The sequence below is a fragment of the Deefgea tanakiae genome (assembly GCF_019665765.1).
GTDB classification, from domain to species: domain Bacteria; phylum Pseudomonadota; class Gammaproteobacteria; order Burkholderiales; family Chitinibacteraceae; genus Deefgea; species Deefgea tanakiae.
In genome coordinates this window covers 1,207,332-1,233,329 of record NZ_CP081150.1, presented here as the reverse complement: position 1 = coordinate 1,233,329, position 25,998 = coordinate 1,207,332, and the positions used below count along the sequence as shown (strand labels likewise).

Here is a 25,998-nt window from a genome sequence, read left to right as displayed (position 1 = left end):
GAAAAGCAGAAAAGCAGAAAAGCAGAAAAGCAGAAAAGCAGAAAAGCAGAAAAGCAGAAAAGCAGAAAAGCAGAAAAGCAGAAAAGCAGAAAAAACAATTGTGCTAGGCATTACAGTTAATACTGCAATGCCCTAGCGTTAAAAAACCAGCTTAGTTATATGACAATGAATACATCACACTGGTCGAAACCGCACCAGCAGATACTGTGCCCGTGGCACGGTAACCCACTGAATGCTCAAGAGTCGCGGTATGATCGCTAATCGTAGCTTTCGTATTGTTAGTCGCGGCCTCACCAATTTTGATACCGGTTCCATCATGATTAAATAGCTGTACTACAACGTTTTCAGCCGGTCCAGTAAGCGCTTTATTCTCTAGATAACCATCCGCAGTTACATTTGGGCCGTGCTCAAAAGCGATTGAAGCCACCTTGCCGTCAGCACAACCTGCCTCACCGGCACCACCCACCTTAATTCGCAACGGGGTCAAGCCAGCAGTAGCGCCAACTGTTTTTAAAGCACTGATACTCACCGCAGGCAACTTCACTGCCACATTATTGGCACCGCTCGGTGCAACACCATTAATCGTGCATGATTGAGCTGTAACCAAACCATCAACCGTAATCGTGCCATCCACTGCAAATGCAGCCAAAGGAGAGCACAATGCCATTACCAAGGCCAATTTTGAAACGTTTTGCATTTTTAAATCCTTATCAAAAAAATCACTAATTAATCATTCATTCCCAAGCAACAATCAGAGTTAGCTGCGATGAGATGAGCGAATAATATCGGAGCATTCTTGCCACCCGTCAAAAGAGACAAAAAAAGCTCAGCAATGATATTTTTACTATAAGAATGGCAATACGCTGTTTATTGGCGGCACAAACTCACGCCATGCACAGCTCGACAGCCCTAGAACGACCGGAGGTATTTACACCGAGGAAAATCCAACCATCAATTGTATTCTACGGTGTATTGCACACTGGACTTGACGAGCCCTGGGCAAACAACAGCCGTTGCACGATAAGCAGCGAAATAGTCTAAAACAGCAACATTATTCGTGATAACTGCCTGGGTCTTGCGTTGAGAATTCAAGTCAAGAACGTTCAAATCTGAACCATCTTTATTAAATAGCGCCACCACAACATTTTGCGCCCCCGAAAACTCTGCTGCTTCATTAACAAGAAATCCATCTTTAGTCACGGTTGGGCCAGGCTCAAAATGCAAGTTGGCAACCCTGCCATTGGGACAACCAGCTTCACTATCGCCACCTAAAACAACTTTAAAAGGGGTCATACCCGCTTTTGCACCCGCTGAACGTAGCGCCCTTGAGGTCACCACCGGCAAACGAACCAGCAGATCATTCGCCCCATTGGCCGCCTGCCCATTGATCGAACAGGATTCATTTATTACAAGCCCATCTACAGAAACCACCCCATCAGCCGCCATCACTACCAAAGGCGACAAGAAAGCAAGCAACGCTATCATCCATGTATTGATATGCATGACTCTAGAACCCCAGAAATCCATTTAGATGTGTAACTAAAATTAAACCCCACGAATAACTACCAAGCATTGACCTCTTATGACAGCAAGCTTACTGCAAGAAGTCAAAGCCACACCAAACTGCACATTAATATTTTATTTCTAATTTTTTTATACGCGAATGGGCTTTGTTAGGCTTTGTTGTACAAATCACCAATAGGGTAAGTCACCCCAAACCCCAGACGGATTTACCCCACGCGCACCGTCGCCGGCGTGCCCAGTTGCGTGAAGCGATTTAAAATCGCAACACGCACTTGTAGCTCCACCACCTGCCGATCAAAATCTCTGGCCATCACTCGCTCACCGAGCAATTTAAAGCAGCGCATCTTGGCTTCAACTAAGCTCCGCCGATGATAACCACTCCACTTTTTCCAAATCGTTCAGCCTAAATATTTGGTGACGCGCAACGTCTCGTTTCTCACCCTTGCTCCCAGCGTATTTTCTTTCCACCGCTGCCCGTTTTTCCGTGTCGGAATGATGACTGCTGCGTTGCGCGGAGTAATCGCCGCGTAGCAACCCTTCGTATCGTATGCGCCATCTCCATGAACAGAAACGAGCACTTCATCCGCAGGGATTTGTTCAATCAAATCGGGCAGAACTTGCGCCATTGGCGGCGATACTCTGCACCATGTTTTTTGGTTTTCCACTCGCCTTCGCCCAGCATCTTGAATCGCACCGAGTTTCGCGGAGGCTGTTTGGTTTGAGTCAGACCAACACGGCCTGCTCGCTTTGATTACGATAATAGTTTGCCTCTGCTTCCGCGGGTGGAATGTGGCCAATCGACCCAAGCAAACGATGGTGATTGAACCACGAAACCCATTCCAATGTCGCTAGCTCCACAGATTCTAGACTTTTCCAAGGTCCCAAACGGTGAATCACTTCTGTTTTGTAGAGTCCGTTAATCGTCTCCGCTAATGCATTGTCGTAACTATCGCCAGTTGTACCCACTGATGGCTCGATGCCAGCTTCAGTCAATCGTTCGGTGTAGCGAATCGAAACATATTGCGAACCACGGTCGCTGTGATGAATCAACGCCTCACGCTCTGGCTGTCGCGCCCAAAGGGCTTGCTCCAACGCATCCAGCACAAACTCGGTTTGCATGTTGCGGCTCACTCGCCAGCCCACGATATAACGAGCAAAAACATCGATCACAAAAGCTACATAGACAAAGCCTTGCCAAGTCGACACGTAGGTAAAATCCGACACCCAGAGTTGATTCGGTCGTTCGGCTACGAATTGACGATTTACATGATCGCGGGGGCAAGCAACGGCAGGATCGGGACGTGTCGTTCGCACCGCTTTGCCACGCGATACGCCGCGTAAACCGAGGCTTCGCATCAAGCGTTCAACGGTACAGCGCGCCACAGTATGTCCATCTCGCTTGAGCTGCCGCCATACTTTTACCGCACCGTACACCTGATGATTCAATTGCCAGACACGCTCAATTTCACCGCTCAGTTGCTCATCACGAATGGTACGCTGACAACGCAAAGCTGGATTGCGCAGCCGAGCGGCGTAACGTCGATAGGCTGACGGGGCGACCTGTAATAGCTTGCAGATCGGCTCGACCCCGTGCTGCTCACGGTGGGTATCGATGAATCCTCTTACGATTTCAAGCGGCGGTCGAGCTCCGCCTGTGCGAAATACGCGCTGGCCAGTCGCAGAATTTCGTTGGCTTTTTTAAGTTCGCGCACTTCGCGTTCTAGCGCTTTAATGCGTTCGTTCTCTGCTGAATTTTTGTTGGCTTGAACGGTATCGCCACCTTGCCGACGGCACCATGTGCGCAGCGTTTCTGGCGTGCAGCCTATTTTGCTGGCAATTGAAACGAGGGTTGCCCATTCAGATGGATATTCGGCAAGGTGCTCAATGACCATGCGAACAGCCCGTTCGCGGACTTCGGGGGAAAAGTGAGTTGATTTCTTCATAGCGCCATTCTCTCAAGAATTGGAGCCGCCGCGAAACCCGGTGCGATTCATCTTGATGCCAGTACTATCGACCAGTTTTTGAGCACCAGCGTATTGAATTGCTCCTGTTGTTCCAACAAGTCTAGCTGTTGAGGGGCACGCCTATCCGCGCTCACGCTCACCGTAGCAACGCGCCAACCTCGGGCTCGTAAGCCCAAAACTTCACGTAAAATAAATGTATGTGATGCTGCTGGATAGGCACTGACTAAATAAGCCAAAGCAGTCGGATGATGAATCATGCTGCGCCCCCGCGAGAAAGCCTCGCTATGACTGTATTAAAAGTCAGAACGTCATGATTCTTGTGTCAAGAATGCAAAATCTCTGGCACATCTTGGCCCAGAGAGTTGCAACTTGTTTTTATAAAGGTATTTGATAATCAAAGACATCAACTCAGCTCAACTTGAGTTGAATAGCACCGTATTCTTCAGCCTAACTTAAGCCAACCGAGTGCAAATATGAGCAGTGTGGCTCATACACTGGAATTAGTTTAGCGCCACTTCAACAAGCACCGGATCAAGCAACTGCAACAAGACAACCGGATCGATGCCTACTAGATAACCTCGACGTCCGCCATTTATGAAAATCAATGGCAAATCTAAAATAGTTTTTTCGACAAAGACCGATAATAATTTTTTTGTTCCAAATGGACTTGTACCGCCAACTAAAAATCCAGTGTGCCTATTGGCAACTTCCGGCTTACACGGTTCAACTTTTTTTCGCCCAATTTGACGAGCCAACTCTTTTGTAGAAACTTGGCAATCTCCATGCATAAGGACAACCAGCGGCTTGGCTGACTCATCTTCCATAATCAATGTTTTAACCACTGCATGCTCCTCAACATTGAGTTCACGAGCAGACACTTTTGTTCCTCCACGGGATTCATACTCATATAAATGACTTGAGTAACTGACCCCATTTTTTCGCAAAAAAACTGTCGCTGGCGTTTCAGGAAAATGAGCTGACTTCATTTAAAACTCCAAAATATCATTCTTGTATTCAATCTAACTTGCGGTACGTTTCAAAAATTAATTTCAAGATGGCATACCAAGAGACAAAACCAACTGTGCTTTAGGATTGCAATGTGGGGGTTTAATTGCTTGTCATCCCGGCACAGCCAGCCAGCTGAAACAGTAATACCACCCCGCTCTTTGTACCCGTTTTTATGCTCTGCATACGCTATGGCCCAAAGAGCAGGAATGACTGTTGTGACTAAAATTATCACTCACTATGAAACCTATTTTTTACGGCGCAATACCCGATCAAACCTATCAAATATTGGTTCTCGACTCACACTCAATTCCCCAATGACCGCTGGCTAGATTTAGCGAATTATCTTATTAGCAATCGAACCTCGCAAGACGAACTAGCTTTAGCGAAGCTTTATTCTGGGGATCAATTTGGCATGAATGCAGGCCAACTAGGCGATGGACGCGCTCTATTTGATTGCAGAAGCCATATATCCGCAACAAGCAATCAAATGGGATATTCGCCTTACAAGACGCAGACCCTATTTATGCCAGAATGATAACAAAGCAGATTAAACTCTTCGACGTATGACTTCACCTACTTTAGATATGTAAAACGCGCGCCAACTAGCAGATGCTCACTCTAAATGAGCCGCCCCTACAGGATTTGGCCTTTATTTCAGCAAATACTGATCTAAAGCTAAAATACGCGGCACAGTCCGTGGTTCATTCTGCGATAATTGGCAGCTTCATTGTTTTGAAATAAAAGTAATATATGCCTGAAATATTCAGCGGTTTAGACACCCTAGCAGCGACTAGTCTCGCCTTGGCCATTCTTTTCGTTTTGGCTTATGAGTTTATTAATGGCTTTCACGACACCGCCAATGCGGTGGCTACGGTCATCTACACCAAAGCAATGCCAGCCAATGTGGCCGTTATTGCTTCAGGCTGCTTCAATTTTTTAGGGGTGATGCTCGGTGGTTTGGGTGTGGCCTATGCCATCATTCATTTATTGCCAGTCGAATTACTGCTCAACGTCAATAGCAGCCATGGGCTGATCATGGTGTTCTCGCTGCTAACCGCAGCGATTGTATGGAATTTAGGCACTTGGTACCTAGGTATTCCTGCCTCAAGCTCGCACACGCTGATTGGTTCCATCTTGGGCGTAGGCATAATGCACGCCATTCTCACAGGCAATCACTGGCTCCATGGCATCAACACCAAAAAAGCCATCGACATTTTACTATCGCTACTCATCTCCCCTGCTTTAGGTATGATTTTAGCTGGCGTTTTGTTGATCGCATTAAAGCGCTACTTCAGTCAATCGCACATGCACTTAACCCCCGAAGAACGCAAAGACATTGACGGCAAAAAGCATCCCCCATTTTGGACTCGCGTCACCTTAATCGTCTCGGCGATGGGTCTGAGTTTTGCACATGGCTCGAACGATGGGCAAAAAGGAATTGGCTTAGTGATGCTGGTGCTGGTGGGTTTAGCTCCTGGAAATTTTGTACTCGATCGTACGAGCAGCATTTATGACATAGAGCGCACGCGTGATGCTGCGATCCACATCCGAGATTTTTATACGCAAAACGCTGACAAAATCAATCCGAGCATTCAGCTCGGCGCAGCTATTCAAGAATTACCCGCTCAATTTGAATGCAAAGCAGAAGTCACTTTAGCGGCAATCGATAAGCTCAACACTATGCTCGGCAATATCCGCAGCTACAACGACCTTAGCACCGAGCAGCGAATCACCGCGCGCCGTATCTTGCTTTGCGTAGATGACACTAGCAAAAAAATTGCGAAATTACCGGTATGGACTTCACACGAAAAACACACCCTGAATCAGTTCCGCAAAGACCTGACCGCAACAACCGAATACGCACCGCAATGGGTCATTGTCGCTGTAGCGCTCGCACTGGGCTTGGGCACAATGGTAGGCTGGCGTCGAATTGTTCATACAGTCGGTGAAAAAATCGGCAACAAAGGCATGACCTACTCACAAGGCAACGCAGCGCAAATTACAGCAGCGGCTGCAATTGGGATTGCGAGCTGGACTGGTATGCCCGTATCGACGACGCACATTCTATCGTCCGCCGTAGCAGGTACGATGGTGGCCAACAAAAGCGGTCTACAAGCCAGTACAATTAAAAACATTGTCATTGCTTGGGTACTCACACTACCAGTGACCATTGCAATGTCGGGCGGCTTATTTTGGATCGCGAGCAAAATATTTGTTTAATTGATATTTGATAGAATCCAAACCAATAAAAATGCCCCAAATTAATTTGGGGCATTTTTTATACCGCTAAAACTAGATGATCAACTTAATTGTATTCATCCATGCTCGGGCAAGAACAAATCAAATTGCGATCACCATACACATCATCAATTCGATTCACCGATGGCCAGAATTTATTATCGAGCACATACGGCAATGGGAAGAACGCTTCTTCACGCGAGTAAGCACGATCCCAATCGCCAGCGATGTCGTTTTTGCTGTGCGGTGCGTTTTTCAATGGATTGTTATCCGCTGGCCAAACACCACTTTCCACCTTGGCGACTTCTTGACGAATACTCACCATCGCAGCAATAAAGCGATCTAGTTCAGCTTTTGACTCTGATTCAGTTGGCTCAATCATCAAGGTACCAGCCACTGGGAAGCTCATCGTTGGTGCATGGAAACCATAATCCATCAGGCGTTTTGCAATATCTACTTCGGTAATGCCGCTCGCAGCTTTGAGCGGACGAATATCGATAATACATTCATGCGCAACACGGCCATTCACGCCGGTGTAAAGCACGGGATAATGTGCTGAAAGTTTCTTCATCACATAGTTAGCATTGAGCAAAGCAATCTCAGTGGAGTGCTTCACGCCTGCTGCGCCCATCATCGTGATATACATCCACGAAATCGGCAAAATCGATGCAGAACCGAATGGCGCAGCCGATACCGCAGATTGGCCCTGTGCAACCGAAGCATCGCCTTGATCGATACCAGCCACTGCGTGATTGGACATAAACGGCGCTAAATGCGCTTTCATACCAATCGGCCCCATACCAGGGCCACCACCACCGTGTGGAATGCAGAAGGTTTTGTGCAAATTCATGTGACTCACGTCGGCACCGATCTCTGCTGGGCGCGTTAAACCCACTTGTGCGTTCAAATTCGCGCCATCCATATACACTTGGCCACCGAACTGATGCACCGTCGCGCAGATTTCTTTTACCGCAGTTTCAAACACACCATGCGTCGATGGATAAGTCAGCATCAAGGCCGCTAAATTCGCACCGTGCAACTCTGCTTTCGCCTTCAAGTCAGCTAAATCAACGTTACCACTTTCATCGCAATCAACCACCACCACTTTCATATTCATCATTTGCGCGGTGGCTGGATTGGTACCGTGCGCTGATTTTGGAATCAAGCAGATATCGCGATGCGCATCACCACGGCTATCGTGGAAGCGACGAATCGCGAGCAAACCAGCGTACTCGCCCTGAGCGCCTGAGTTTGGCTGCATGCAAATCGCATCAAAGCCAGTAATCGCCTTAAGTTGATCGGCCAAGCCATTGATCATCTCAAAATAACCTTGGGTTTGATCTTTGGGTGCGAACGGATGGATATTGCCAAACTCAGCCCACGTCACCGGAATCATTTCGCTGGTGGCATTGAGTTTCATCGTGCAGCTACCCAAAGAAATCATCGAATGATTCATCGCCAAATCACGATTTTCTAGGCGTTTTAGGTAACGCAGCATTTCGTGTTCGGTGTGGTAGCTATTAAATACTGGATGCGTCAGGTACGCAGACGTACGTTGCAGCGTTGCTGGAATCACTGCGCCAGTAGCCGCGTCGAGCGCTGCCAAATCGGCCGATTTACCGGTAAACAATTGCAATAGTGTCGCCAAATCAACTTCAGTCGCGGCTTCGTGGAATGCCACACTCAACACTGAATCAGACACTTGCAACAAGTTATATCCCGCAGCCAATGCAGCAGCATAGATTGCGGCGGCTTGAGCGCCGACATTCACTTGCACCGTATCAAAGAATGAAGCATGAACAACTTCACCAGCTGCACGTACGCCTTGCGCGAACACACTGGCCAAACGATGCGTACGCTCAGCAATGCGCTTTATACCTACAGGGCCGTGATACACCGCATACATGCCCGCCATATTGGCGAGCAAAACTTGTGAAGTACAAATATTTGAATTAGCTTTTTCGCGGCGAATATGTTGCTCACGCGTTTGCAAAGCCATCCGGAGTGCGGTTTTGCCTTTCGCATCAATCGACACGCCAATAATTCGGCCTGGAGCCGAGCGCTTCATTTCATCTTTGAAAGCAAAATACGCGGCGTGCGGGCCACCAAAGCCCATTGGAATACCAAAACGTTGCGTCGTACCAATCGCCACATCCGCGCCGAGTTCAGCCGGTGATTTGAGCAAAGCGAGGGACAACAAATCGGCTGCAACAATCGCCACACCACCCCGGGCCTTGAGCGCTGCAATCGGTTGGCTCAGATCAATCACCGCGCCATCTGCGCCTGGATATTGTAGCAAGGCACCAAAGTAATCATCATCACCTGCTACTATCGCAGGACCAATCACCAACTCAAAACCGAAGTATTTCGCGCGAGTCTTTACCACGTCTAGTGTCTGCGGCAATACCTGCGAATCAACAAAGAATTTCTCAGTTTTCACTTTAGAAATCCGGCGCGCCATCGCCATTGCTTCAGCAGCAGCAGTTGCTTCATCTAGCAAAGAGGCGTTCGCTAAATCAAGACCCGTCAGATCGATGACCATTTGCTGGTAATTCAGCAAAGCTTGCAAACGACCTTGGGCGATTTCAGCTTGATACGGCGTGTAGGCCGTGTACCAACCAGGATTTTCCAACACATTACGCAAAATCACGCCCGGCGTGATATTTGGGTAGTAGCCCAAACCAATAAAGCTTTTATTGACGACATTTTTATCCGCTATTTGGCGCAACTTAGCCAACGCTTCCACTTCGCTGACGGCATCTGGCAACGGCAGTTTTTGCTTAAAGCGAATATTGTCGGGAATCGTTTGTGCGACCAAATCTTCAAGTGAAGTAGCACCGATTTCGGTGAGCATCGCTGCTTGATCAGCCGCATTCGGGCCAATATGACGCGCAATAAATTCGTCGTGATTAAACAGGGTATGAAGTGACATAAAAAATCCAATCAGGGGCGGCAAGGGCCTAAACGGGATAAGGGCGGTTTGTCCGCCCCTATCCATTCAATGCACAATCGGGTGCGTAACGCTTAAACGCCGATTTCTTTAGCGTATTGTTCTGCAGTCATAAGGCCATCTAGCACTGACGCATCCGCAGGTTTCACGCGGAAGAACCAAGCCGCGCCGTACGGATCAGAATTGGCCAATTCTGGCGCGCTAGTCAGCTCATCATTGATCGCGACCACTTCGCCAGCAATCGGTGCGTACACATCCGATGCCGCTTTTACAGACTCAACCACACCCGCAGTCGCTTCGGCAGCCAACTCGTCGCCCACTTGTGGCAATTCAACAAAAACGATGTCGCCTAGTAATTCTTGCGCGTGATCGGTAATGCCGATGGTCACAGTGCCATCGGCTTCTAAACGCAACCATTCATGGCTGTTTACGTATTTGAGTTCTGCTGGAATATTGCTCATGATGAAGTCCTTAAGTTTAAATTATAGATAGGTATATCAATGTAGGAGACTGTTATCAATAACTAGATAGCAATACCCTTTCTAATTAGTTAAATACTTTTTTGCCGTTGCGTACAAATGGCATTTTCACGATGCGAACATCGGTCAAGGTACCGCGCAAATCGACCTGTGCCGTTTCACCGGTCGCCGCTGGAATGCGAGCGATGGCGACGGAATGTTTGAGTGTAGGTGAAAAAGTACCGCTGGTGATAATGCCTTTGCCGACACCCGCCACTTCAACGATTTGACCTTCGCGCAACACGCCACGACCTTCGAGCACCAAACCCACTTGCTTCATCGCCACGCCAGCTGCGCGTTGCGCCTCAAGTGCTTTGCGGCCAATAAAATCACGGTCTGCAGGTTCCCACGCAATCGTCCAACCCATACCCGCTTCGAGTGGCGAAATGGTTTCATCCATATCGTGACCATACAAATTCATACCTGCTTCAAGGCGTAATGTATCGCGCGCGCCCAAGCCGATTGGCGCAACGCCAACGCTAATCAAGGCTTTCCAGAACAACGGAGCCTCTTCTGCGGGCAACATAATTTCTAGGCCATCTTCACCGGTGTAACCCGTGCGAGCGATAAACCAGCCGTCTTCTACTGTACCGAATGGGAAACCTTGGAATACTTTCAGTGCTTTCACCGTGGCTTCCCACTCTTCGTGAATCACTTTGCACGCTTTTTCAATCGCGTTCGGGCCTTGCACGGCAATCATCGCCAATTCGCGGCGAACATGGATTTGTACGTCCTGCCCTTGGGCTTGCTTGAGCATCCATGCGATGTCTTTATCTGCCGTACCCGCATTCACCACGACACGGTAGCCGTAATGCGTCAGGTAAACGATCAAGTCGTCGATGACGGTACCTTCAGGCGTCAACATGCCCGAGTAAAGCGCTTTACCTTCAAACGCCAGGCGTTCAACGTCGTTAGCGATCAGGCCGCGCAAAAAAGATTTGGCATCCGCACCGGTGATGTCGAGCACGCACATGTGCGATACATCGAACATACCCGCGTCGGCACGGACGATTTCGTGTTCTTTGAGTTGTGAGCCGTAATGAATCGGCATAGACCAGCCGGCAAAATCAACAATTTTGGCGTTAGCGGCAAGGTGACAGTCGTATAAAGGCGTGGTTTTTGGTGTTGTCATGGGGTTTCTCAAGGTATATCCCTCTAAGACCGCAAGCCTAAGGCTTAGCGGGCAACACCCCTCTGTCCTGACACCTGAGATTTTCCAATCACTACGTGATTGTTGAGCCCTTCGGTGGATGCTGCGGGCGTTTGATTCGCCGAGCATCGCTCTCCAGAGTTGTACATCTGATCAGCAGTCCCTGATACCTGAGCGATTTGCGGGTGCATTTGCGCCTTCGGTGGTGATTTAAATCAATGAAATGGTAAAAATCACACTCTCCTGCTTACGAGCGGGATTATCGTTGCAAGCCAAGAGAATGGCAAGCCAGAACGCAGCCTTTTTTCTTAAACGGCAAGCACGAAAAAGCCAATCCGTAGAAGAATTTTTCATACGTAAATACTTAATATCGTAGCCCTAGCACAGTTGACCGTCGCAACCATCCCGATACAGGAATTTGATTTAGCTACGCAAGCAGAATCTATGCATCGCTTGAATTATTGTCGCTAAGCTCAGCGGCTCGTACTTACAGGGTTTCGGCAATTTTCCGTAATCCGAGAGCAAATAATCCTTTGAGCATGAGGACAAACTGAATAGCCACACTACAGCAATTTAGGGCTCGATTGCGCTAACCTCTTAATTCGGCAGGTGATCATTACATCGCTCAATGGTGCATCAAAACGGATTAACGAGTAAAACCTGCTGAATTTGTGCCTGCTGTAATGGCGTAACCCCCAAAACATGCTCGATATAGCGCGGCAGAGTACCGGATACTTTTTTTACCTCATGCAGCGCAGCTTTTAGGTACTCGGCGCGCACCCCAAAAATTGCGTTCAGGATGCACTCATCAGCGCCATTTGCCACGCATCGCGCAATCAAAGCCTGATATTTGTTCAATATATTTTCATTGCTCGCCAGGTAGTCGCGCAAAATACGCTCGTGCGGCACACCTAAAATCGTCAATAGCAGCACCGCCGCCCAGCCAGTTCTATCTTTACCAGCAGTGCAATGAAATAACACGGGGTATTGATCTGCATCGCAGAACGACATTAAAAATTGCTGCATCACAGTCTGCGCGTGTGGGCAACGCACCATGTCGCGATAAACTTCAATCATCACTTGTTCAGCGCGGCCTTCACCCAAGTGCTGACTCAGCAAGGCAGGATCTTGTAGTAAAGCTTCAAACTGGACAGCCGTTTTTTGTGCCGACTCAGCCAGCACATCACCCCATTTGGGAGTCGTATTTGGCCAGACGGGATCAGGGTATTTCGCTACTTCTGTTGGCGCGCGAAAATCCCAAATTTGCTGCAAACCTAAAGCGGCCACTTCCGCCAAGCCCACTTCTTCAAGCGCAACTAATTGCTCGGCGCGAAAAACCAAACCCGATTTTACCGTGCGACCATCCGCCGTTTTAAAACCGCCCAAATCACGAAAATTGAGCAAGCCGCTAATACACAAAGGCGCGGCGTTTTGTTGGCTTTTCCGCTGCAGGGCAAAAAAATCTTGGAGCATTTGCCGTGACTCTGCTTCGCAGGGGCCTTGCTCGATCTGGGTGTGATGATTGAGCCGTGCATCTAAGTAAGGATTGCAAACACTACCTGCCGCGCCCGTTTTGGGCTCGCTAGCGGCGTACACTACTCGCATAATCCGAGACTGAAAAATCGCCCCACTGCACATTAAACACGGCTCAAGCGTGATAAATAGCTCACATTCAGACAGACGATAATTACCCAGATGCAAGGCCGCTTGACGAATCGCAACCATTTCAGCATGGGCGCTGGGGTCGTGACTCGTGATCGGCTGATTGTGCCCACGACCGATAATTTCGCCGCGATACACCACCACCGCCCCAACAGGCACTTCGCCCAAAGAAAAAGCACGCTGAGCCTCTTGCAGGGCAGCGTGCATAAAATCTAAATCCGTCATTTTTAAAAACCCCGTACGTATTACTCGCCAGACAAGACTAATCAACTACTAGCGAGCAATACCTTCAAGCCAACATTTCTGCTGCATGTTGCCTTGTCGTTTCAGTAATATCCAAACCGCCCAGCATCCGAGCGATTTCTTCGATCCGTGCTTCGTGACTTAAAGTTTCAATCGAGCTGATCACGCCCTCTTTGCCTTGCTGTTTTGCTACCTGTAAATGCTGCGCGCCGCAGGCGGCGACTTGTGGCAAATGGGTGATACAAAGCACTTGGCAGGTTTGTCCGAGCTCAGACAACAATCGGCCCACAATTTCCGCTACACGCCCGCCGATACCGACGTCGACCTCATCAAAAATCAGTGTTGGCACATTAGCCACTTGGCTGGTCACCACTTGCAGCGCCAAACTTATCCGAGACAACTCACCACCGGAGGCCACTTTAGCCATCGGGCGCAACGGCGATGCAGGATGATTAGCAACCTGCAATTCGACTTGCTCCAAACCGTACGCGGCAGGGTGCGCTAACTCTTGCAATACAACTTCACAACGGCTACCCGACAAGGCGAGCACTTGCATTTGCTCGGTTACCAGGCTCGACAGTTTTTTTGCAGCAACGGTGCGCTGCTTCGTCAAGGCCGTCGCTAATTTGCGATATTGCGCCTCTGCAGTTGTTACTTGTTTGCGCAACGCATCCAAGCCTTCCGCACCACCCAATTCGGCCAAGCGCGCCTGCCATTCATGCAACTGCTCCAGCAATTGCGAAGGATCAATGCGATATTTACGGCCCATTTTATACATTGCATCGAGACGGCTTTCGACTTCAGCCAAACGCTCTGGATCTAGCTCAAGGCGGTCGGCATAAAGACGCAAAGAACTAACCGATTCGGCCAATTGCGCCTCGGCACCCGCAATCAGCTCTAGGGTTTCATTGATAGAAGGATCAAAATCAGCCAATTGGCTCAGGCGATGCGCCACCGTAGCGAGCCAGCTTTGGCAGTTGTCATCACCATCGCTCAGTGCCAGTAAGCCTTCTTGCACACCATCAATCAGTCCAGCGGCGTGATGCAGGCGTTTGTGATCAGCTTGCAACTCAGGCCATTCACCCGCCTGCATATTGAGAGCCACCACTTCGTCGATTTGCCACTGCAAACGCTCACGCTCGGCTTCAAAACGCTCAGCATTTTGCTCAGCATCATAAAGCTGCTGCGCCAAAGTGTGCCAAGCTTGATATTTTTTAGCCATGTCACGCGCTTGCTGCGTCGTACCAGCATAGGCATCGAGCAAGTCGCGCTGCGCATCGTGACGCAATAGAGATTGGTGTGCGTGCTGGCCGTGAATATCAACCAGAAATTCGCCAACCCCTTTGAGCTGCGCCAGCGTGACTGGACTGCCATTGATGAATGAACGTGATTTACCGCTGGCGTCAATGATGCGACGAATGATCAGCGGCTCGCCTTCGTTATTTAGTCCTTGCTCAATCAACCATTCCGCCACTTGTGGGATTTTGTCGCAGATAAACTCAGCCGACAGCTCGGCGCGCTCGGCGCCGTGCCGTACAACGCCCGCATCAGAACGATCGCCCAGCAAAAGACCCAGCGCATCAATCAAAATCGATTTACCTGCGCCGGTTTCACCGGTCAATACGGTTAAGCCTTGCGAGAAATCTAAATCCAATTCACGAACAATGACAAAATCACGTAAATGCAGCGCAGCCAGCATGGTCTCACCTAAGCTCAGAATAAGATCAAAGTGTACATTCGTTCTATATGGATAGCGAGAATGATTTTCAAATGATGCACATAAAACACGCAAATTTTATGCTAATGCGGGCACGCCGCAGACAGAACAATAAAGCACAACAAGGCGTGACCACGAAGAAAAACTAGGTTGACTTAGGCCAAAACTTGTACCCAAGCACTTAAAGCAACTTTTCACCCCAGCGCAACTTGGCACGTAGCATGTCGTAATAGCTATAACCATGCGGGTGCAAGATACGCAGCGAATTGGTGTAGCGACGAATTATCACGCGATCCATTTCGTGCAACTCGAAATCGGATTGATTATCAAAATGCACACGAGCGCCCTGCCCGCGCGTCAACAAGAAGGCCACTTGGGCGTTATCAGACACCACAATCGGGCGATTAGACAGCGACTGCGGGCAAATCGGCACCAAGGTAATGGCAGGCAGTGATGGATGCAAAATCGGGCCGCCAGAGGCCAAGGCATAGGCGGTTGACCCAGTTGGCGTCGACACCACCAAACCATCGGAACGCTGGCTATACACAAACTGATTATCGACAAAAATTTCAAACTCAATCATTGAACCAATCGAGCCGCGACTAAATACCACGTCGTTAAACGCAAGTGATGTTGAAATCGGCTGACCATCGCGCAAAATCGTGGTTTCAAGCAAAATCCGCTCTTCGGGCACGAACTGCCCCGCAATCATATTACTGACTGTCGTTTCCATTTCATGCAATGGAATATCGGTCATAAACCCAAGGCGACCTTGATTAATCCCCACTAGCGGAATCCGATAAGGTGCGAGCAAACGCGCCACCGACAACATGGTGCCATCCCCCCCCAGCACTACGACCAAATCAGCCAATTTGCCGATATGATCGCGACTGACTTTTTGATATTCAGCGATGCCGTGCTCAATGGCGATTTCTTGCTCGATCAAGACTTTGATGCCGCCTGTTTCCAGCATATCGGCCAAACGGCGAATCGGATCACCTAAAGCAGGCGTATGAAGACGGCCAACGAGGGCGATGGTTTTGAATAGGCTATGCATGACGTGTGGTTTTACACCAATATGTTTGGGTTTTGTTCGTAAAAAAAATCACAGAACGCATTAATAACACGGCAGACAGGTTAAAATCCAGCGCTATGATGCTCAATGATCGATCCCACATCCTGCTTAAGACACTGGTCGAACGCTATATTGCCGACGGCCATCCTGTTGGCTCCAAGGCGCTCTCCCAATACGCCGGACTGGATGTCAGCGCTGCAACGATACGCAACGTGATGGCAGACTTGGAAAACCTAGGCTTGATTGCCAGCCCGCACACATCGGCGGGCCGGATTCCAACCGCGCAAGGCTATAGATTGTTTGTCGATCACCTACTCACCGCGCCCGGCTTGCCGCAGCAAATGAATGAATTGCAGCACACCGAATTACCGAACGACAATGCACAGCACAGTATTGCAGCTGCGTCACAGCTCTTGTCGCAACTCACACAATTTGCTGGCGTTGTGATCACACCGAAAAGAACCGAGAACGTATTAAAGCAAATTGAATTTTTACCTTTATCCGAAAAGCGAGTATTACTCATTTTAGTGACCGCCGATGGTGAAGTTCAAAATCGAATCGTGCAAACCGAACATCATTTAAGTCATGCAGCGCTGATTGAAGCGGCTCACTTTCTCAATAGTCACTGTGCAGGCAAAACCATTTCCAATCTAATGAGCTTGCTACAGGGCGACTTAGGTCGAGTAAAAAGCGATTTGTACGATTTAATGAATGCCGCAGCGCATATCGGCAGCGATCTAAGCCACGACCATATGATTATCGCAGGCGAGCATCAGCTACTCGGATTGAATGATTTTGGTACTGACATGGCCAGAATGCGGCAATTGTTTGAACTTTTTGAGCAAAAAAGCACCTTACTAAAACTAATGCAGCTAGGGCAAAACGCCGAAGGCATCCAAATTTATATTGGCAACGAATCGGGCATTGCTACACTCGACGAATGCTCCGTTATCGCTGCGCCCTATCGCGTCAACAATGAAATTGTTGGCACATTAGGCGTTATTGGCCCAACTCGGATGGCATATGATCGCGTGATTCCGATTGTTAATATTACTGCGCAGCTTCTTTCTAGCGCACTCACTCAATCTAATTGATACACATAAATGAAAAAACTAACACTAGCCCTGCTGACGACCCTTTCTACGCTAGCAGTTGCCGATGATGAACTCATCAGCCGCCCAGAAGTACAAGAATACATTCGAGCAACCGCAGCCACTCATGGTTTTAGCGAAGACTTGCTCACTTATGCATTACAAAACGCACAAACCAAATCCAACATCATTACGATTTTAGATAAGCCTTCCACCAGCCGACCATGGCATGAGTTCCAAGCGAATTTTGTTAATAAAACGCGTATTAATAATGGTGCCAAGTTTTGGCGCAATAATGCTGAATTGGTTGAAGCTGTTAGCAAGAAATACCAAGTTTCACCCGCAGTGATGCTGGCGATTTTGGGTGCAGAAACCAATTACGGCACGTACACCGGCACTTTTCGGATTGTTGATGCGTTGAGTACGATTGCGTTTAACTACCCACGCCGTGCCGAGTACTTCCAAAAAGAACTCACCGAGTTTTTCCTGTTGGCGCGTGAGGAAAAACAAGACTTTACGACCTTTAAAGGCAGTTACGCCGGCGCAATGGGTTGGCCACAATTTATGCCCTCCTCATTTCGCAAATACGCCCAAGATTGGGATGGCGATGGCAGGCACGACATCTGGAACAATCCGGGCGACGCATTGGCCTCGGTCGCCAATTATCTGAACAAACACGGCTGGATTAATGGTGGCGACACCTTTACTGCCGTTAATGTTAATAACGATCCCGCTGAGCTATTGGCCGACAAGTTCAATATTCACTTCACCGTGGATGAACTCATCGCCAAAGGCGTCGCGCCGATTTCAGAAATCAACACCAAACAACCCGCTGTGCTATTTGCGCTAGAAACTGAGCCTGGTTTTATGCAGCATTTTTTGGGATTTAATAACTTTTATGTCATTACGCGTTACAACAAGAGCACGTTATACGCGACCGCCGTTTTGCAGTTGGCCGATGAAATTCAAGCTGCGTACGAGCGTGGCGATGATTTAATCAAACCGACCAGTAGTAAGACCAAAAAGAAATAAATCAATGTATATGGCTGTAGCCATTAAAATTTTTAGGCTACAGTCACATACCTAGACAGCAATAAGTTTATTGGATTGAATTGGTTTCAACAAGGCTTGCATTTCCAAGGCTGGTATCGGTCGACTAAAGAAGTAGCCTTGCCCCACATCACAACCCATTTTTTGTAACAACTGCATTTGCTTCGCTGTTTCAACGCCTTCGGCGACCACACTCATCCCCATTTTGCGTGCCAAAATCATAATTGTTTCAGCAATAACCACGTCATCTTGATTGGCGGGAATCCCTTCGATAAAAGAACGGTCAATTTTTAATACATCGAGCGGCAATACTTTAAGCTGAGAAAGCGACGAATAACCAGTTCCGAAATCGTCAATCGCCAACTGAACGCCAAGTAGTTTCAGCTCGCGCAAAATCTCGACGGCCTCGTTCACGCGCTTCATAATCACGCTCTCGGTCACCTCCAATTCCAGCAAATGCGCTGGCAAACCGCTGGAGCTCAGTGCCAACTTGATTTGGTTGACCAGCAAGAGTGGCTTAAATTGCCGCACCGACAAATTCACCGCGATGCGTGGCACTTCCAAGCCAGCCAAACGCCATTGCTGGGCGGTATGGCAAGCTTCATTAAGCACCCAATCGCCCATCGCGACGATCAAGCCATTCTCTTCGGCAATCGGAATAAATTGCGCAGGCGAAATCAAGCCCAGCTCGGGATGGCACCAACGAATGAGGCACTCCATGCCCGCTAATTGACCCGTTAACAAATCATATTGCGGCTGATACACCAATTGCAGCTGCTTGCGCTCTAACGCAAAACGCAGCGCATTTTCTAAGCTCAAATGCGAAACATGATGGGCCACATTCATTTCAGAAGCGTAAAACTGATAAGTGTTTTTACCCAGTTCTTTGGCGCGATACATTGCAATATCGGCATTTTTCATCAGCTGCGCTGCGCCACCGCCGTCATGCGGATAAAGGCTCACACCAATGGAGCCCGTCACAAATAGCTCATGACCAGCAACTTGGTACACCTCACCCAATGCACTCAAGATGCGTTCAACAACTTGAATAATTTGCTCGTGATGAATGATGTGCTCAAGCAAAACAGTAAACTCATCCCCCCCCAAGCGAGCAACAATATCATGCTGCTTGAGATGACCGCGCAAGCGATGCGCCACCACCTTAAGTAACTCATCTCCAACATCATGCCCTAGCGTGTCATTGATCGTCTTAAACCGATCCAAGTCGATAAACAACAAGGCAAATGAGCGACATTTCGTGCCGGAGCGGATCAAAATCGAGTTAAGCGCCTCTTGAAGCCCATTCCGATTTAACAAGCCCGTCAAGGCATCATGCTGGGCCAAATGGCGCATGCGCTGCTCAGATTCTTTGCGCGCGGTGTAGTCAGAAAAAACACCCACATAGTTTGAAATATACCCTTGCTCATCACGTACTGCGCTCATCGAAAGCCAAGCCGGATAAAAATCACCATTTTTACGTCGATCCTGAACCTCTCCCTCCCACTGCCCTGTTGCACGCAAAGTGGCTAACTGCACCGTTTGCAAATCCGACAAATGGCCTTGGTGCTCACCAAAGATTCGCGATGTTTTTCCAATCGCATCTTTGGCGCAAAAGCCGGTTATTTTTTCAAAGGCCGGATTGGTCGCGATAATTTTGGCATCGGCATCGGTCAGTAAAATACCTTCACTGGCATAGTCAAAAATTTTGGCAGATAAACGCGCTGCATTGATGGCACGGCGATTTTCCCGATGCGATGCAGTTAAAAAAATCGCGGTTTGCAAAGCAATGCCCAGCAAAATGAGCACGCTATTGATGTAATGAATCGAACTCAGACCCATTGCGTATTGCGCGCCAACCAAGGTAAAAATAAAGACCGAGACAATGCAATTACCCAACTGCCCTAAACGCAAAGAGGACCAAATCAATAATGGGAACATCAAATAAGCCGCTTCCAGCGTCAAAGCTTCACGACCATACATCAGCAGGATGCCGCCAGAAGCCGCAATCGACACCAATAGCGTAAATTCGATCAGCCAATTGGCGCGCATCAAGCTGCGATCCGTCAACAACGCATAAACGCCTGGTACAACAATCAGCACGCTCAAAGATTGACCAAGCCATAACGTCAACCATGTCGCCGTCACATCAGGGTGCGGCACAAAAACCTGCTGCACCGATATAAAGAGACTGACAAACAAAACATTACCCACAAAGGGCGCCGCCATCATGAGACGATTGGTATCCACAATTCGAATTTGGCGCTCAGGCGCAAACAATGGCAGCAAACTAAAGATGCACAAGGCTTGCGCAATATGGAGGACAGCAAATAACAAGGTGAGCCACGGCATTTGCGCCTGCAGCAGCCCAAATAACATTGCACCGGGAATGAGATACGGCGTGGCGTGCACACCCAATAGCAACAAACCCGCCACTGCAACACCGAGTTGCAAATTGAAAGGGCCAAAAGTCGCCCCGTTCGGAATAAAGAGATGATCTAACACAACGGCTAGCGCGTAAGTCAGCGCCAATAACCAGTGATTTTTATTCTGCAAAGCCATGAAATCGCGCGCATCACTGAGAGAAGACGTCGATCAAAATAAGGCTTTTCTACTACGACTGTCTAGCGAATGTAGCGAAATACGACGCACTACCAACAACATCAAGCCCTAGCTAGACTCAGCCACCCAAAGCGAGGTGCACCAAGGGCTTAATTGGCAGCAACTAATTCAGTGAGCTGCGCCAATGACGGTAATTCAGCCAAGCTTTTTAAGCCCAAATCAGACAAAAACGCACGATTGGTCGCCAGCAACTCAGGTCGCCCTGGCACTTCTTTGTGGCCGACCACATCCAACCAGCCACGCTCTTTTAAGGCTTGAATAATTTGACTTGAAACCGCGACCCCACGGATTTCTTCAATCTCGCCGCGCGTCACCGGCTGCTTGTAGGCAATAATCGCCAAAGTCTCCATCACTGCACGACTATAGCGCGGCGGCCTTTCAGGGTTGAGTTGAGTGATGTAGCTTTGCATCTCTGGCTTAGCGCGAAAACGCCAACCACTCGCCAATTCAATCAACTCAACACCTTTGCCCTGCCAACCCTGGCCAATCTCTAGCAAACACTGCAAGACTTGGGTGTGACTTAGGCTGTCATTGAATACTTTTCTGATTTGCGCCACAGTCAGTGGCTCTTGGCTGACTAAGAGTAGTGTCTCAATGATTTTGTTGTATTCCACGGAATTCATAACTGATCACTTCCAAGCTGCATACTCAGTAATTGCACATAGATTGGCGACAGAGGTTCGTACTGGGTCACGGTAATAGCGCGTTCTTTGACCAATTCCAGTAGTGCGATAAACGTCACCACCAACAAAGGCACGCCTTGCAAGCCATCAAACAGCTCATCAAATTCATAATAGCGTCCGTTGGCGATCACCCGCAAAATATGCGCCATCTGCGCACGCACTGACAATTGCTCATTGGCAATGACGTGGTGCTGGGTATTGCTATTACGCGCCAAAAGGCCAAGCCATGCGGCTTTTAAATCCAAGCCAGAGACCGTCGGCAACGGGATAATTGAATCATGTTCAAACAAGACCTTTACCCAAGTAAAGTCACGCTCGGCCTGCGGCAATGCATCCAAAGCACGTGCTGCGAGCTTGATCTGCTCGTACTCAATCAAACGACGCATCAACTCCGTGCGAGGGTCTTCTGCCCCATCGATAAAATCATGGCTTTCAGTCTGCCTGGGCACTAAGAGTCGCGATTTAATCTCAATCAACATCGCTGCCATCAATAGGTATTCGGCTGCAAGCTCGATCTGATTTGACTCCATGGCCTGTACATAGGCCATGTATTGCGTTGTCACTTGCGCCATCGGGATGTCTAAGATATCTATGTTTTGCTTGCGTATTAAATACAACAGCAAATCGAGCGGCCCTTCAAACTCATCGAGCAACACCCGCAAGGCTTCAGGTGGAATATATAAATCGTGCGGCAGTTGATGCACAGGCTCGCCAAAAACATGGGCGAAGACCTGCGCTTGAGGAATTAATTCGTCGATCTGAGCAATCATTCCTGCCGAGTAACCGATTGCTGCGGTTTTTCCCAAGGCTTAGGTGGTGCAGGCTTGATCCACTTGGAGCGGGCCAGAAGCATCAAGCAGCCACACAAAATCAGTAGTACCGGCCACTGAACCGACAAACCCAAGCCAAACTGTTGGCGCAAAAATGTAGTTGCCGCACCTGCAATCAGCATCGGGCCAAGCACGATGGTCGACTTATTGACCCCCTCAAGAGCCAGCACAGCGATCCCGGCCACCAATAGCCCCAGAATAACAATCCAGCTCACACTAGGAAAATAATTGATTTCATTAAGCAACCAACCCGCCCCAATGACAATCAACACAACAGGAAAAATCACCCCCCGCATCGGCATCACCCTATAAAACGATTTGAATGACTCGCATCACCATGGCCATCAGTGGTGCCAAAATCGTACCCAATAAGCCAGTCACCAATAAGCCAATCAAGATAAAGAAACCATAGGGCTCAACCTTGGATAGCATATTCGCCTGTTGGTGCGGCAACAGAGATACTGCAATTCGGCCACCATCCAGCGGAGGAATCGGCAGCAAATTAAGCACCATCAGTACCACATTGATTTGAATACCTGCTTGTGACATTAAAGCCAAAGGCAATTGAAATGAACTACCATTGAGCGAAGACGTAGAAAAACTAAACATCAGCGCCCAGAAAAAGGCCATTACAAAATTCGCCAACGGGCCTGCAACCGCCACCCAGCGCATATCGCGCTTCGGATTTTTGAGCCGACTAAAATCAACCGGAACCGGTTTGGCATAACCAAATAAGAAACCACCCGGTAGCAGCACGCAAATCAATGGCAGCAAAATAGTACCCACTGGATCAATATGCTTGAGCGGATTAAATGTCATTCTCCCCAACATAAAAGCCGTTGGATCGCCCAGTTTTTTCGCGGCATAAGCATGCGCGGCTTCGTGCGCGGTAATGGCAAATAAAACCGGCAGCGCCCAAACCGCAACCATTTGTATCGTATTGAGTTCCATAAAACCTTTGCAATGCGTTTAATTTAAAAGCTAAAAAGGGCCAAAGAGCCTTTGCCTTCGCGAATCAGTATCGGCATATCGCCAGACAAATCAACCACTGTGGTTGGATCAGTACCGCAATAACCGCCTTCGATCACCAAATCGACTTCATGCTCAAGGCGGTCGCGAATTTCCCACGCATCCGTCATTGGGAACTCTTCGTTCGGCAATAGTAATGAACTCGACAATAATGGCTCACCTAATTCTTCCAACAAAGCCAGCGCCACCGGATGATCGGGCACTCTCAAACCAATGGTGAGTTTTTTTGGATGCGATACGCGGCGCGGCACTTCTTTGGTGGCCAACAAAATAAAGGTGTAGCTACCCGGCGTCGCGGCCTTCAATAAACGAAACGCTTGATTGTCGACCCGAGCGTAATTACCTAATTGCGACAAGTCACGACAAGCCAGCGTAAAGTGATGCTTGTCGTCCAATTGCCGAATTTTACGAATCCGATCAACACCGCTTTTATTATCCAATGAACAGCCAATTGCATAGCAAGAGTCGGTGGGATAAATCACCAATCCGCCTTTGCGAATAATATCAGCCGCTTGTTTAATTAAACGCGCCTGCGGATTTTCAGCATGAATTGAGAAAAATTGTGACATGTTTATCCAAAAGTAATATCTAGGTATAGCTCTGTAGCTATTTTTTAGTTTAGCTTAGCGGGCAATACATCCACTAGAGGCGCTTTTAACCAACGCTCCCACACCGGCACACAAGCAATCGGCAAATCGGAATTCAAACCAGGCTCTCGCGAGCCTTCGCCTGTCGCATGGTAATCCGTACCGCTAGAGCAAAGATAACCAAAGTCTTGAGCCAAACGACCAAAGCGCGCCACATCGGCAATGCTGTGCGTACCAGAAACCACTTCAATCGCCTCACCGCCCATGCGTTGAAACTCAATTAAAAGTACGCGCAGGGTTTCATTACCTAAATCATAACGACTCGGGTGCGCCAATACCGCGACACCGCCAGCACCACGAATCCAATCAATGGCATCATGCAGACGCGCCCACTCGTGTTCAACGTACCCAGGTTTACCGCGAACGAGATATTTTTTGAATACTGATTTCGTGTCTTTGCAGCGACCTGACTCAACCAAGAAACGTGCAAAATGAGTACGGCTAATCATTTCTGGGTTATCTGCAAACTTTTGTGAGCCTTCCAGCACGCCGGTCATGCCGAGCTTTTCTAGGCCTTTTGCCATTCGCTCGGCACGCTCAGCACGACCCGCACGAACGCTAGCTAAACCTGCCAGCAATTCAGGATTGGTATCATCAAAGCCAAGCCCAACCACATGTAGTGTATGCTTGCCCCAGCTCACCGAAATCTCAACACCATTAACAAACTGCAGTCCGAGTTCATCCGCTGTTTTGCGCGCCAATGGCAAGCCGCGTACGTCATCATGATCAGTCAGCGCCAATAATTGGCAGCCACGGGCATGCGCTTTGCGCACCACTTCGTCCGGCGGCAACAAGCCATCCGAAATATTAGAATGGCAGTGCAAATCAACTGGAGTCATTGTTTATCCTTAGCATCAAAAATCAGTTTCATGACTAAGACTGCACCAGCCAAAATCAAAGTTATGGTATTAGCCACAACAACAGGCATCGCGTTGGCCAGCAAGCCATACCCTAGCCACAAAGCCACCCCCAGCACAAATAGACTATACATTCCCAATGAGATGTCTTTGGCCGACTTTCGTTTCCATACATGCCAGACTTGTGGCACAAAAGCGGTCGTTGTTAATGCTCCAGCAACCAAGCCTAACCATTCAATATGACTGGCATTCATGCGGGAAACACTCCGGTCGATAAATATCGATCGCCACGATCACAAACAATACTCACGATGACGGCATTCTCAACCGTTTCCGATAAAGCCAAGGCAGCACACAGTGCGCCGCCCGATGAGATGCCTGCAAAAATGCCTTCTTCGCGCGCCAATCGCCGCGTCATCTCTTCGGCCTCAGGCTGATTCACTTCCATCATGCGATCGATCAAATCAAAATTGCAGATGGCGGGCACATATTCAGGCGTCCACTTACGAATACCGGGGATTTGCGCACCATCACAAGGCTGCACACCGACAATTTGAATATTCGGATTTTGCTCTTTTAAGTAGCGGCGCGTCCCCATAATCGTACCCGTAGTGCCCATACTCGAGACAAAATGCGTGACCGTACCAGCCGTGTCGCGCCAGATTTCAGGACCAGTGCTTTCGTAATGCGCGAGTGGATTATCGGGGTTAGAAAACTGATCTAATATCAAGCCCTGCCCCGCCTTGACCATCAACTCAGCTTGATCACGCGCGGCTTCCATGCCTTCAGCCAAAATCACTTCAGCACCGTAGGCCTTCATGGCTTGTACGCGTTCAATACTGGAATTTTTAGGCAGCAGTAAAACCATGCGGTAACCCATCATTGCGGCAGCCATTGCCAGCGCAATGCCAGTATTACCACTCGTGGCTTCAATCAGGGTGTCGCCTGGCTTAATATCACCGCGCATTTGGGCATGCCGAATCATAGATAGCGCCGGACGATCTTTTACCGAACCAGCGGGATTATTGCCTTCCAGTTTTACAAGGATCGTATTGCTCGTTGCACCGGGAATACGTTTGAGTTTGACAAGCGGTGTATTACCAACAAAATCTTCTAAATACTTAAACATGCGTTCACTCCATG

The 25,998-nt window shown here is 48.7% G+C and carries 23 protein-coding genes, 1 pseudogene, 1 riboswitch and 1 other annotated feature; of the genes and pseudogenes, 3 read left to right on the top strand and 21 right to left on the bottom strand.

What is annotated here, in order from left to right:
* Window positions 1–151: 151 nt before the first annotated feature.
* The 6 genes and pseudogenes from K4H28_RS05820 to K4H28_RS05795 form a co-directional block, all read right to left on the bottom strand.
* The gene (locus tag K4H28_RS05820) at window positions 152–697 is read right to left on the bottom strand and encodes a fimbrial protein (RefSeq protein WP_221007434.1); all 546 of its coding nucleotides are present in this window, start codon (window positions 695–697) and stop codon (window positions 152–154) included.
* A gap of 254 nt (window positions 698–951) precedes the next feature.
* Window positions 952–1,503 carry a fimbrial protein gene (locus K4H28_RS05815; RefSeq protein ID WP_221007433.1) on the bottom strand — a complete coding sequence of 184 codons (552 nt, stop codon included), beginning with the start codon at window positions 1,501–1,503 and terminating at the stop codon, window positions 952–954.
* 227 nt (window positions 1,504–1,730) lie between these two features.
* A pseudogene (locus tag K4H28_RS05810) lies at window positions 1,731–2,224 on the bottom strand (transposase); the annotation flags it as partial.
* A gap of 23 nt (window positions 2,225–2,247) precedes the next feature.
* Window positions 2,248–3,467, bottom strand: a protein-coding gene (locus K4H28_RS05805) for an IS3 family transposase (protein WP_221004794.1) whose coding sequence is annotated in 2 segments (ribosomal slippage) — window positions 2,248–3,188 and window positions 3,188–3,467 — 1,221 coding nt in all. Because the reading frame shifts where the segments join, the coding sequence is not laid out codon by codon here.
* Window positions 3,076–3,192, bottom strand: a sequence feature (AL1L pseudoknot). Its footprint overlaps the gene before it by 117 nt.
* A 47-nt stretch (window positions 3,468–3,514) precedes the next feature.
* Window positions 3,515–3,745, bottom strand: coding sequence for a hypothetical protein (locus K4H28_RS05800; protein ID WP_221007432.1), 231 nt, complete (start codon window positions 3,743–3,745; stop codon window positions 3,515–3,517).
* A gap of 243 nt (window positions 3,746–3,988) precedes the next feature.
* The gene (locus K4H28_RS05795; RefSeq protein ID WP_221007431.1) at window positions 3,989–4,474 is read right to left on the bottom strand and encodes an aminoacyl-tRNA deacylase; all 486 of its coding nucleotides are present in this window, start codon (window positions 4,472–4,474) and stop codon (window positions 3,989–3,991) included.
* A 772-nt stretch (window positions 4,475–5,246) separates the two neighbouring features.
* On the opposite strand from K4H28_RS05795, the gene K4H28_RS05790 reads away from it, so the two are divergent.
* Window positions 5,247–6,716: an inorganic phosphate transporter gene (locus K4H28_RS05790; RefSeq protein WP_221007430.1), complete on the top strand. Its 1,470-nt coding sequence runs from the start codon at window positions 5,247–5,249 to the stop codon at window positions 6,714–6,716.
* An 85-nt stretch (window positions 6,717–6,801) separates the two neighbouring features.
* Here the strand turns inward: K4H28_RS05790 and gcvP are convergent, their stop codons facing one another.
* From gcvP to K4H28_RS05760, 6 genes are all read right to left on the bottom strand, one after another.
* Window positions 6,802–9,666 (bottom strand): aminomethyl-transferring glycine dehydrogenase, encoded by a 2,865-nt coding sequence (gene gcvP, locus K4H28_RS05785; RefSeq protein ID WP_221007429.1) that lies wholly within the window; start codon window positions 9,664–9,666, stop codon window positions 6,802–6,804.
* Between the two features lie 92 nt (window positions 9,667–9,758).
* Window positions 9,759–10,148 (bottom strand): glycine cleavage system protein GcvH, encoded by a 390-nt coding sequence (gene gcvH / locus K4H28_RS05780; RefSeq protein WP_221007966.1) that lies wholly within the window; start codon window positions 10,146–10,148, stop codon window positions 9,759–9,761.
* Window positions 10,149–10,230: 82 nt separating this feature from the next.
* The gene (gcvT, locus tag K4H28_RS05775) at window positions 10,231–11,334 is read right to left on the bottom strand and encodes a glycine cleavage system aminomethyltransferase GcvT (RefSeq protein ID WP_221007428.1); all 1,104 of its coding nucleotides are present in this window, start codon (window positions 11,332–11,334) and stop codon (window positions 10,231–10,233) included.
* A gap of 165 nt (window positions 11,335–11,499) precedes the next feature.
* Window positions 11,500–11,608: riboswitch (glycine riboswitch) on the bottom strand.
* A gap of 380 nt (window positions 11,609–11,988) precedes the next feature.
* Window positions 11,989–13,239 carry a tRNA adenosine(34) deaminase TadA gene (tadA, locus tag K4H28_RS05770; RefSeq protein ID WP_221007427.1) on the bottom strand — a complete coding sequence of 417 codons (1,251 nt, stop codon included), beginning with the start codon at window positions 13,237–13,239 and terminating at the stop codon, window positions 11,989–11,991.
* 64 nt (window positions 13,240–13,303) lie between these two features.
* A complete protein-coding gene (recN, locus tag K4H28_RS05765; protein WP_221007426.1) occupies window positions 13,304–14,956 on the bottom strand; it encodes a DNA repair protein RecN in 1,653 nt (550 codons plus the stop codon).
* A gap of 199 nt (window positions 14,957–15,155) precedes the next feature.
* Window positions 15,156–16,031, bottom strand: a complete 876-nt coding sequence (locus tag K4H28_RS05760) for an NAD kinase (RefSeq protein WP_221007425.1) — start codon at window positions 16,029–16,031, stop codon at window positions 15,156–15,158.
* Window positions 16,032–16,126: 95 nt separating this feature from the next.
* On the opposite strand from K4H28_RS05760, the gene hrcA reads away from it, so the two are divergent.
* Complete coding sequence (gene hrcA, locus K4H28_RS05755) at window positions 16,127–17,143, top strand: heat-inducible transcriptional repressor HrcA (protein WP_308443475.1); 1,017 nt, start codon at window positions 16,127–16,129, stop codon at window positions 17,141–17,143.
* A gap of 9 nt (window positions 17,144–17,152) precedes the next feature.
* A complete protein-coding gene (mltB, locus tag K4H28_RS05750) occupies window positions 17,153–18,172 on the top strand; it encodes a lytic murein transglycosylase B (protein ID WP_221007424.1) in 1,020 nt (339 codons plus the stop codon).
* Between the two features lie 51 nt (window positions 18,173–18,223).
* Here mltB and K4H28_RS05745 read toward each other — a convergent pair whose 3' ends face one another.
* The 9 genes from K4H28_RS05745 to cysM form a co-directional block, all read right to left on the bottom strand.
* Window positions 18,224–20,749: a bifunctional diguanylate cyclase/phosphodiesterase gene (locus K4H28_RS05745; RefSeq protein ID WP_221007423.1), complete on the bottom strand. Its 2,526-nt coding sequence runs from the start codon at window positions 20,747–20,749 to the stop codon at window positions 18,224–18,226.
* 149 nt (window positions 20,750–20,898) lie between these two features.
* Window positions 20,899–21,432, bottom strand: a complete 534-nt coding sequence (gene scpB / locus K4H28_RS05740; RefSeq protein ID WP_221007422.1) for an SMC-Scp complex subunit ScpB — start codon at window positions 21,430–21,432, stop codon at window positions 20,899–20,901.
* Complete coding sequence (locus K4H28_RS05735; RefSeq protein WP_221007421.1) at window positions 21,429–22,262, bottom strand: segregation and condensation protein A; 834 nt, start codon at window positions 22,260–22,262, stop codon at window positions 21,429–21,431. The genes scpB and K4H28_RS05735 overlap by 4 nt, the downstream gene beginning before the upstream one ends.
* Complete coding sequence (locus K4H28_RS05730; RefSeq protein WP_221007420.1) at window positions 22,259–22,618, bottom strand: hypothetical protein; 360 nt, start codon at window positions 22,616–22,618, stop codon at window positions 22,259–22,261. The genes K4H28_RS05735 and K4H28_RS05730 overlap by 4 nt, the downstream gene beginning before the upstream one ends.
* Before the next feature lie 10 nt (window positions 22,619–22,628).
* Window positions 22,629–23,273, bottom strand: a complete 645-nt coding sequence (locus tag K4H28_RS05725; protein WP_221007419.1) for a site-2 protease family protein — start codon at window positions 23,271–23,273, stop codon at window positions 22,629–22,631.
* Window positions 23,274–23,296: 23 nt separating this feature from the next.
* Window positions 23,297–23,920, bottom strand: a complete 624-nt coding sequence (locus K4H28_RS05720; RefSeq protein WP_221007418.1) for an L-threonylcarbamoyladenylate synthase — start codon at window positions 23,918–23,920, stop codon at window positions 23,297–23,299.
* A 44-nt stretch (window positions 23,921–23,964) separates the two neighbouring features.
* Window positions 23,965–24,837, bottom strand: coding sequence for a 3',5'-nucleoside bisphosphate phosphatase (locus tag K4H28_RS05715; RefSeq protein WP_221007417.1), 873 nt, complete (start codon window positions 24,835–24,837; stop codon window positions 23,965–23,967).
* Window positions 24,834–25,109 carry a SemiSWEET transporter gene (locus K4H28_RS05710; protein ID WP_221007416.1) on the bottom strand — a complete coding sequence of 92 codons (276 nt, stop codon included), beginning with the start codon at window positions 25,107–25,109 and terminating at the stop codon, window positions 24,834–24,836. Before K4H28_RS05710 ends, K4H28_RS05715 begins: the two co-directional genes overlap by 4 nt.
* Window positions 25,106–25,984 carry a cysteine synthase CysM gene (gene cysM / locus K4H28_RS05705; RefSeq protein WP_221007415.1) on the bottom strand — a complete coding sequence of 293 codons (879 nt, stop codon included), beginning with the start codon at window positions 25,982–25,984 and terminating at the stop codon, window positions 25,106–25,108. Before cysM ends, K4H28_RS05710 begins: the two co-directional genes overlap by 4 nt.
* Window positions 25,985–25,998 lie beyond the last annotated feature (14 nt).

What these genes read in the sequence shown, in the direction of transcription:
- K4H28_RS05800 (WP_221007432.1), bottom strand. Translation starts at nt 3,745, where the DNA reads ATGATTCATCATCCGACTGCTTTGGCTTATTTAGTCAGTGCCTATCCA.
- mltB (WP_221007424.1), top strand. Translation starts at nt 17,153, where the DNA reads ATGAAAAAACTAACACTAGCCCTGCTGACGACCCTTTCTACGCTAGCA.
- hrcA (WP_308443475.1), top strand. Translation starts at nt 16,127, where the DNA reads ATGATGCTCAATGATCGATCCCACATCCTGCTTAAGACACTGGTCGAA.
- K4H28_RS05715 (WP_221007417.1), bottom strand. Translation starts at nt 24,837, where the DNA reads ATGACTCCAGTTGATTTGCACTGCCATTCTAATATTTCGGATGGCTTG.
- K4H28_RS05745 (WP_221007423.1), bottom strand. Translation starts at nt 20,749, where the DNA reads ATGGCTTTGCAGAATAAAAATCACTGGTTATTGGCGCTGACTTACGCG.
- scpB (WP_221007422.1), bottom strand. Translation starts at nt 21,432, where the DNA reads ATGAATTCCGTGGAATACAACAAAATCATTGAGACACTACTCTTAGTC.
- K4H28_RS05730 (WP_221007420.1), bottom strand. Translation starts at nt 22,618, where the DNA reads ATGCGGGGGGTGATTTTTCCTGTTGTGTTGATTGTCATTGGGGCGGGT.
- K4H28_RS05710 (WP_221007416.1), bottom strand. Translation starts at nt 25,109, where the DNA reads ATGAATGCCAGTCATATTGAATGGTTAGGCTTGGTTGCTGGAGCATTA.
- K4H28_RS05760 (WP_221007425.1), bottom strand. Translation starts at nt 16,031, where the DNA reads ATGCATAGCCTATTCAAAACCATCGCCCTCGTTGGCCGTCTTCATACG.
- tadA (WP_221007427.1), bottom strand. Translation starts at nt 13,239, where the DNA reads ATGACGGATTTAGATTTTATGCACGCTGCCCTGCAAGAGGCTCAGCGT.
- gcvP (WP_221007429.1), bottom strand. Translation starts at nt 9,666, where the DNA reads ATGTCACTTCATACCCTGTTTAATCACGACGAATTTATTGCGCGTCAT.
- gcvT (WP_221007428.1), bottom strand. Translation starts at nt 11,334, where the DNA reads ATGACAACACCAAAAACCACGCCTTTATACGACTGTCACCTTGCCGCT.
- K4H28_RS05790 (WP_221007430.1), top strand. Translation starts at nt 5,247, where the DNA reads ATGCCTGAAATATTCAGCGGTTTAGACACCCTAGCAGCGACTAGTCTC.
- K4H28_RS05735 (WP_221007421.1), bottom strand. Translation starts at nt 22,262, where the DNA reads ATGATTGCTCAGATCGACGAATTAATTCCTCAAGCGCAGGTCTTCGCC.
- K4H28_RS05820 (WP_221007434.1), bottom strand. Translation starts at nt 697, where the DNA reads ATGCAAAACGTTTCAAAATTGGCCTTGGTAATGGCATTGTGCTCTCCT.
- recN (WP_221007426.1), bottom strand. Translation starts at nt 14,956, where the DNA reads ATGCTGGCTGCGCTGCATTTACGTGATTTTGTCATTGTTCGTGAATTG.
- cysM (WP_221007415.1), bottom strand. Translation starts at nt 25,984, where the DNA reads ATGTTTAAGTATTTAGAAGATTTTGTTGGTAATACACCGCTTGTCAAA.
- K4H28_RS05815 (WP_221007433.1), bottom strand. Translation starts at nt 1,503, where the DNA reads ATGCATATCAATACATGGATGATAGCGTTGCTTGCTTTCTTGTCGCCT.
- K4H28_RS05795 (WP_221007431.1), bottom strand. Translation starts at nt 4,474, where the DNA reads ATGAAGTCAGCTCATTTTCCTGAAACGCCAGCGACAGTTTTTTTGCGA.
- K4H28_RS05720 (WP_221007418.1), bottom strand. Translation starts at nt 23,920, where the DNA reads ATGTCACAATTTTTCTCAATTCATGCTGAAAATCCGCAGGCGCGTTTA.
- K4H28_RS05725 (WP_221007419.1), bottom strand. Translation starts at nt 23,273, where the DNA reads ATGGAACTCAATACGATACAAATGGTTGCGGTTTGGGCGCTGCCGGTT.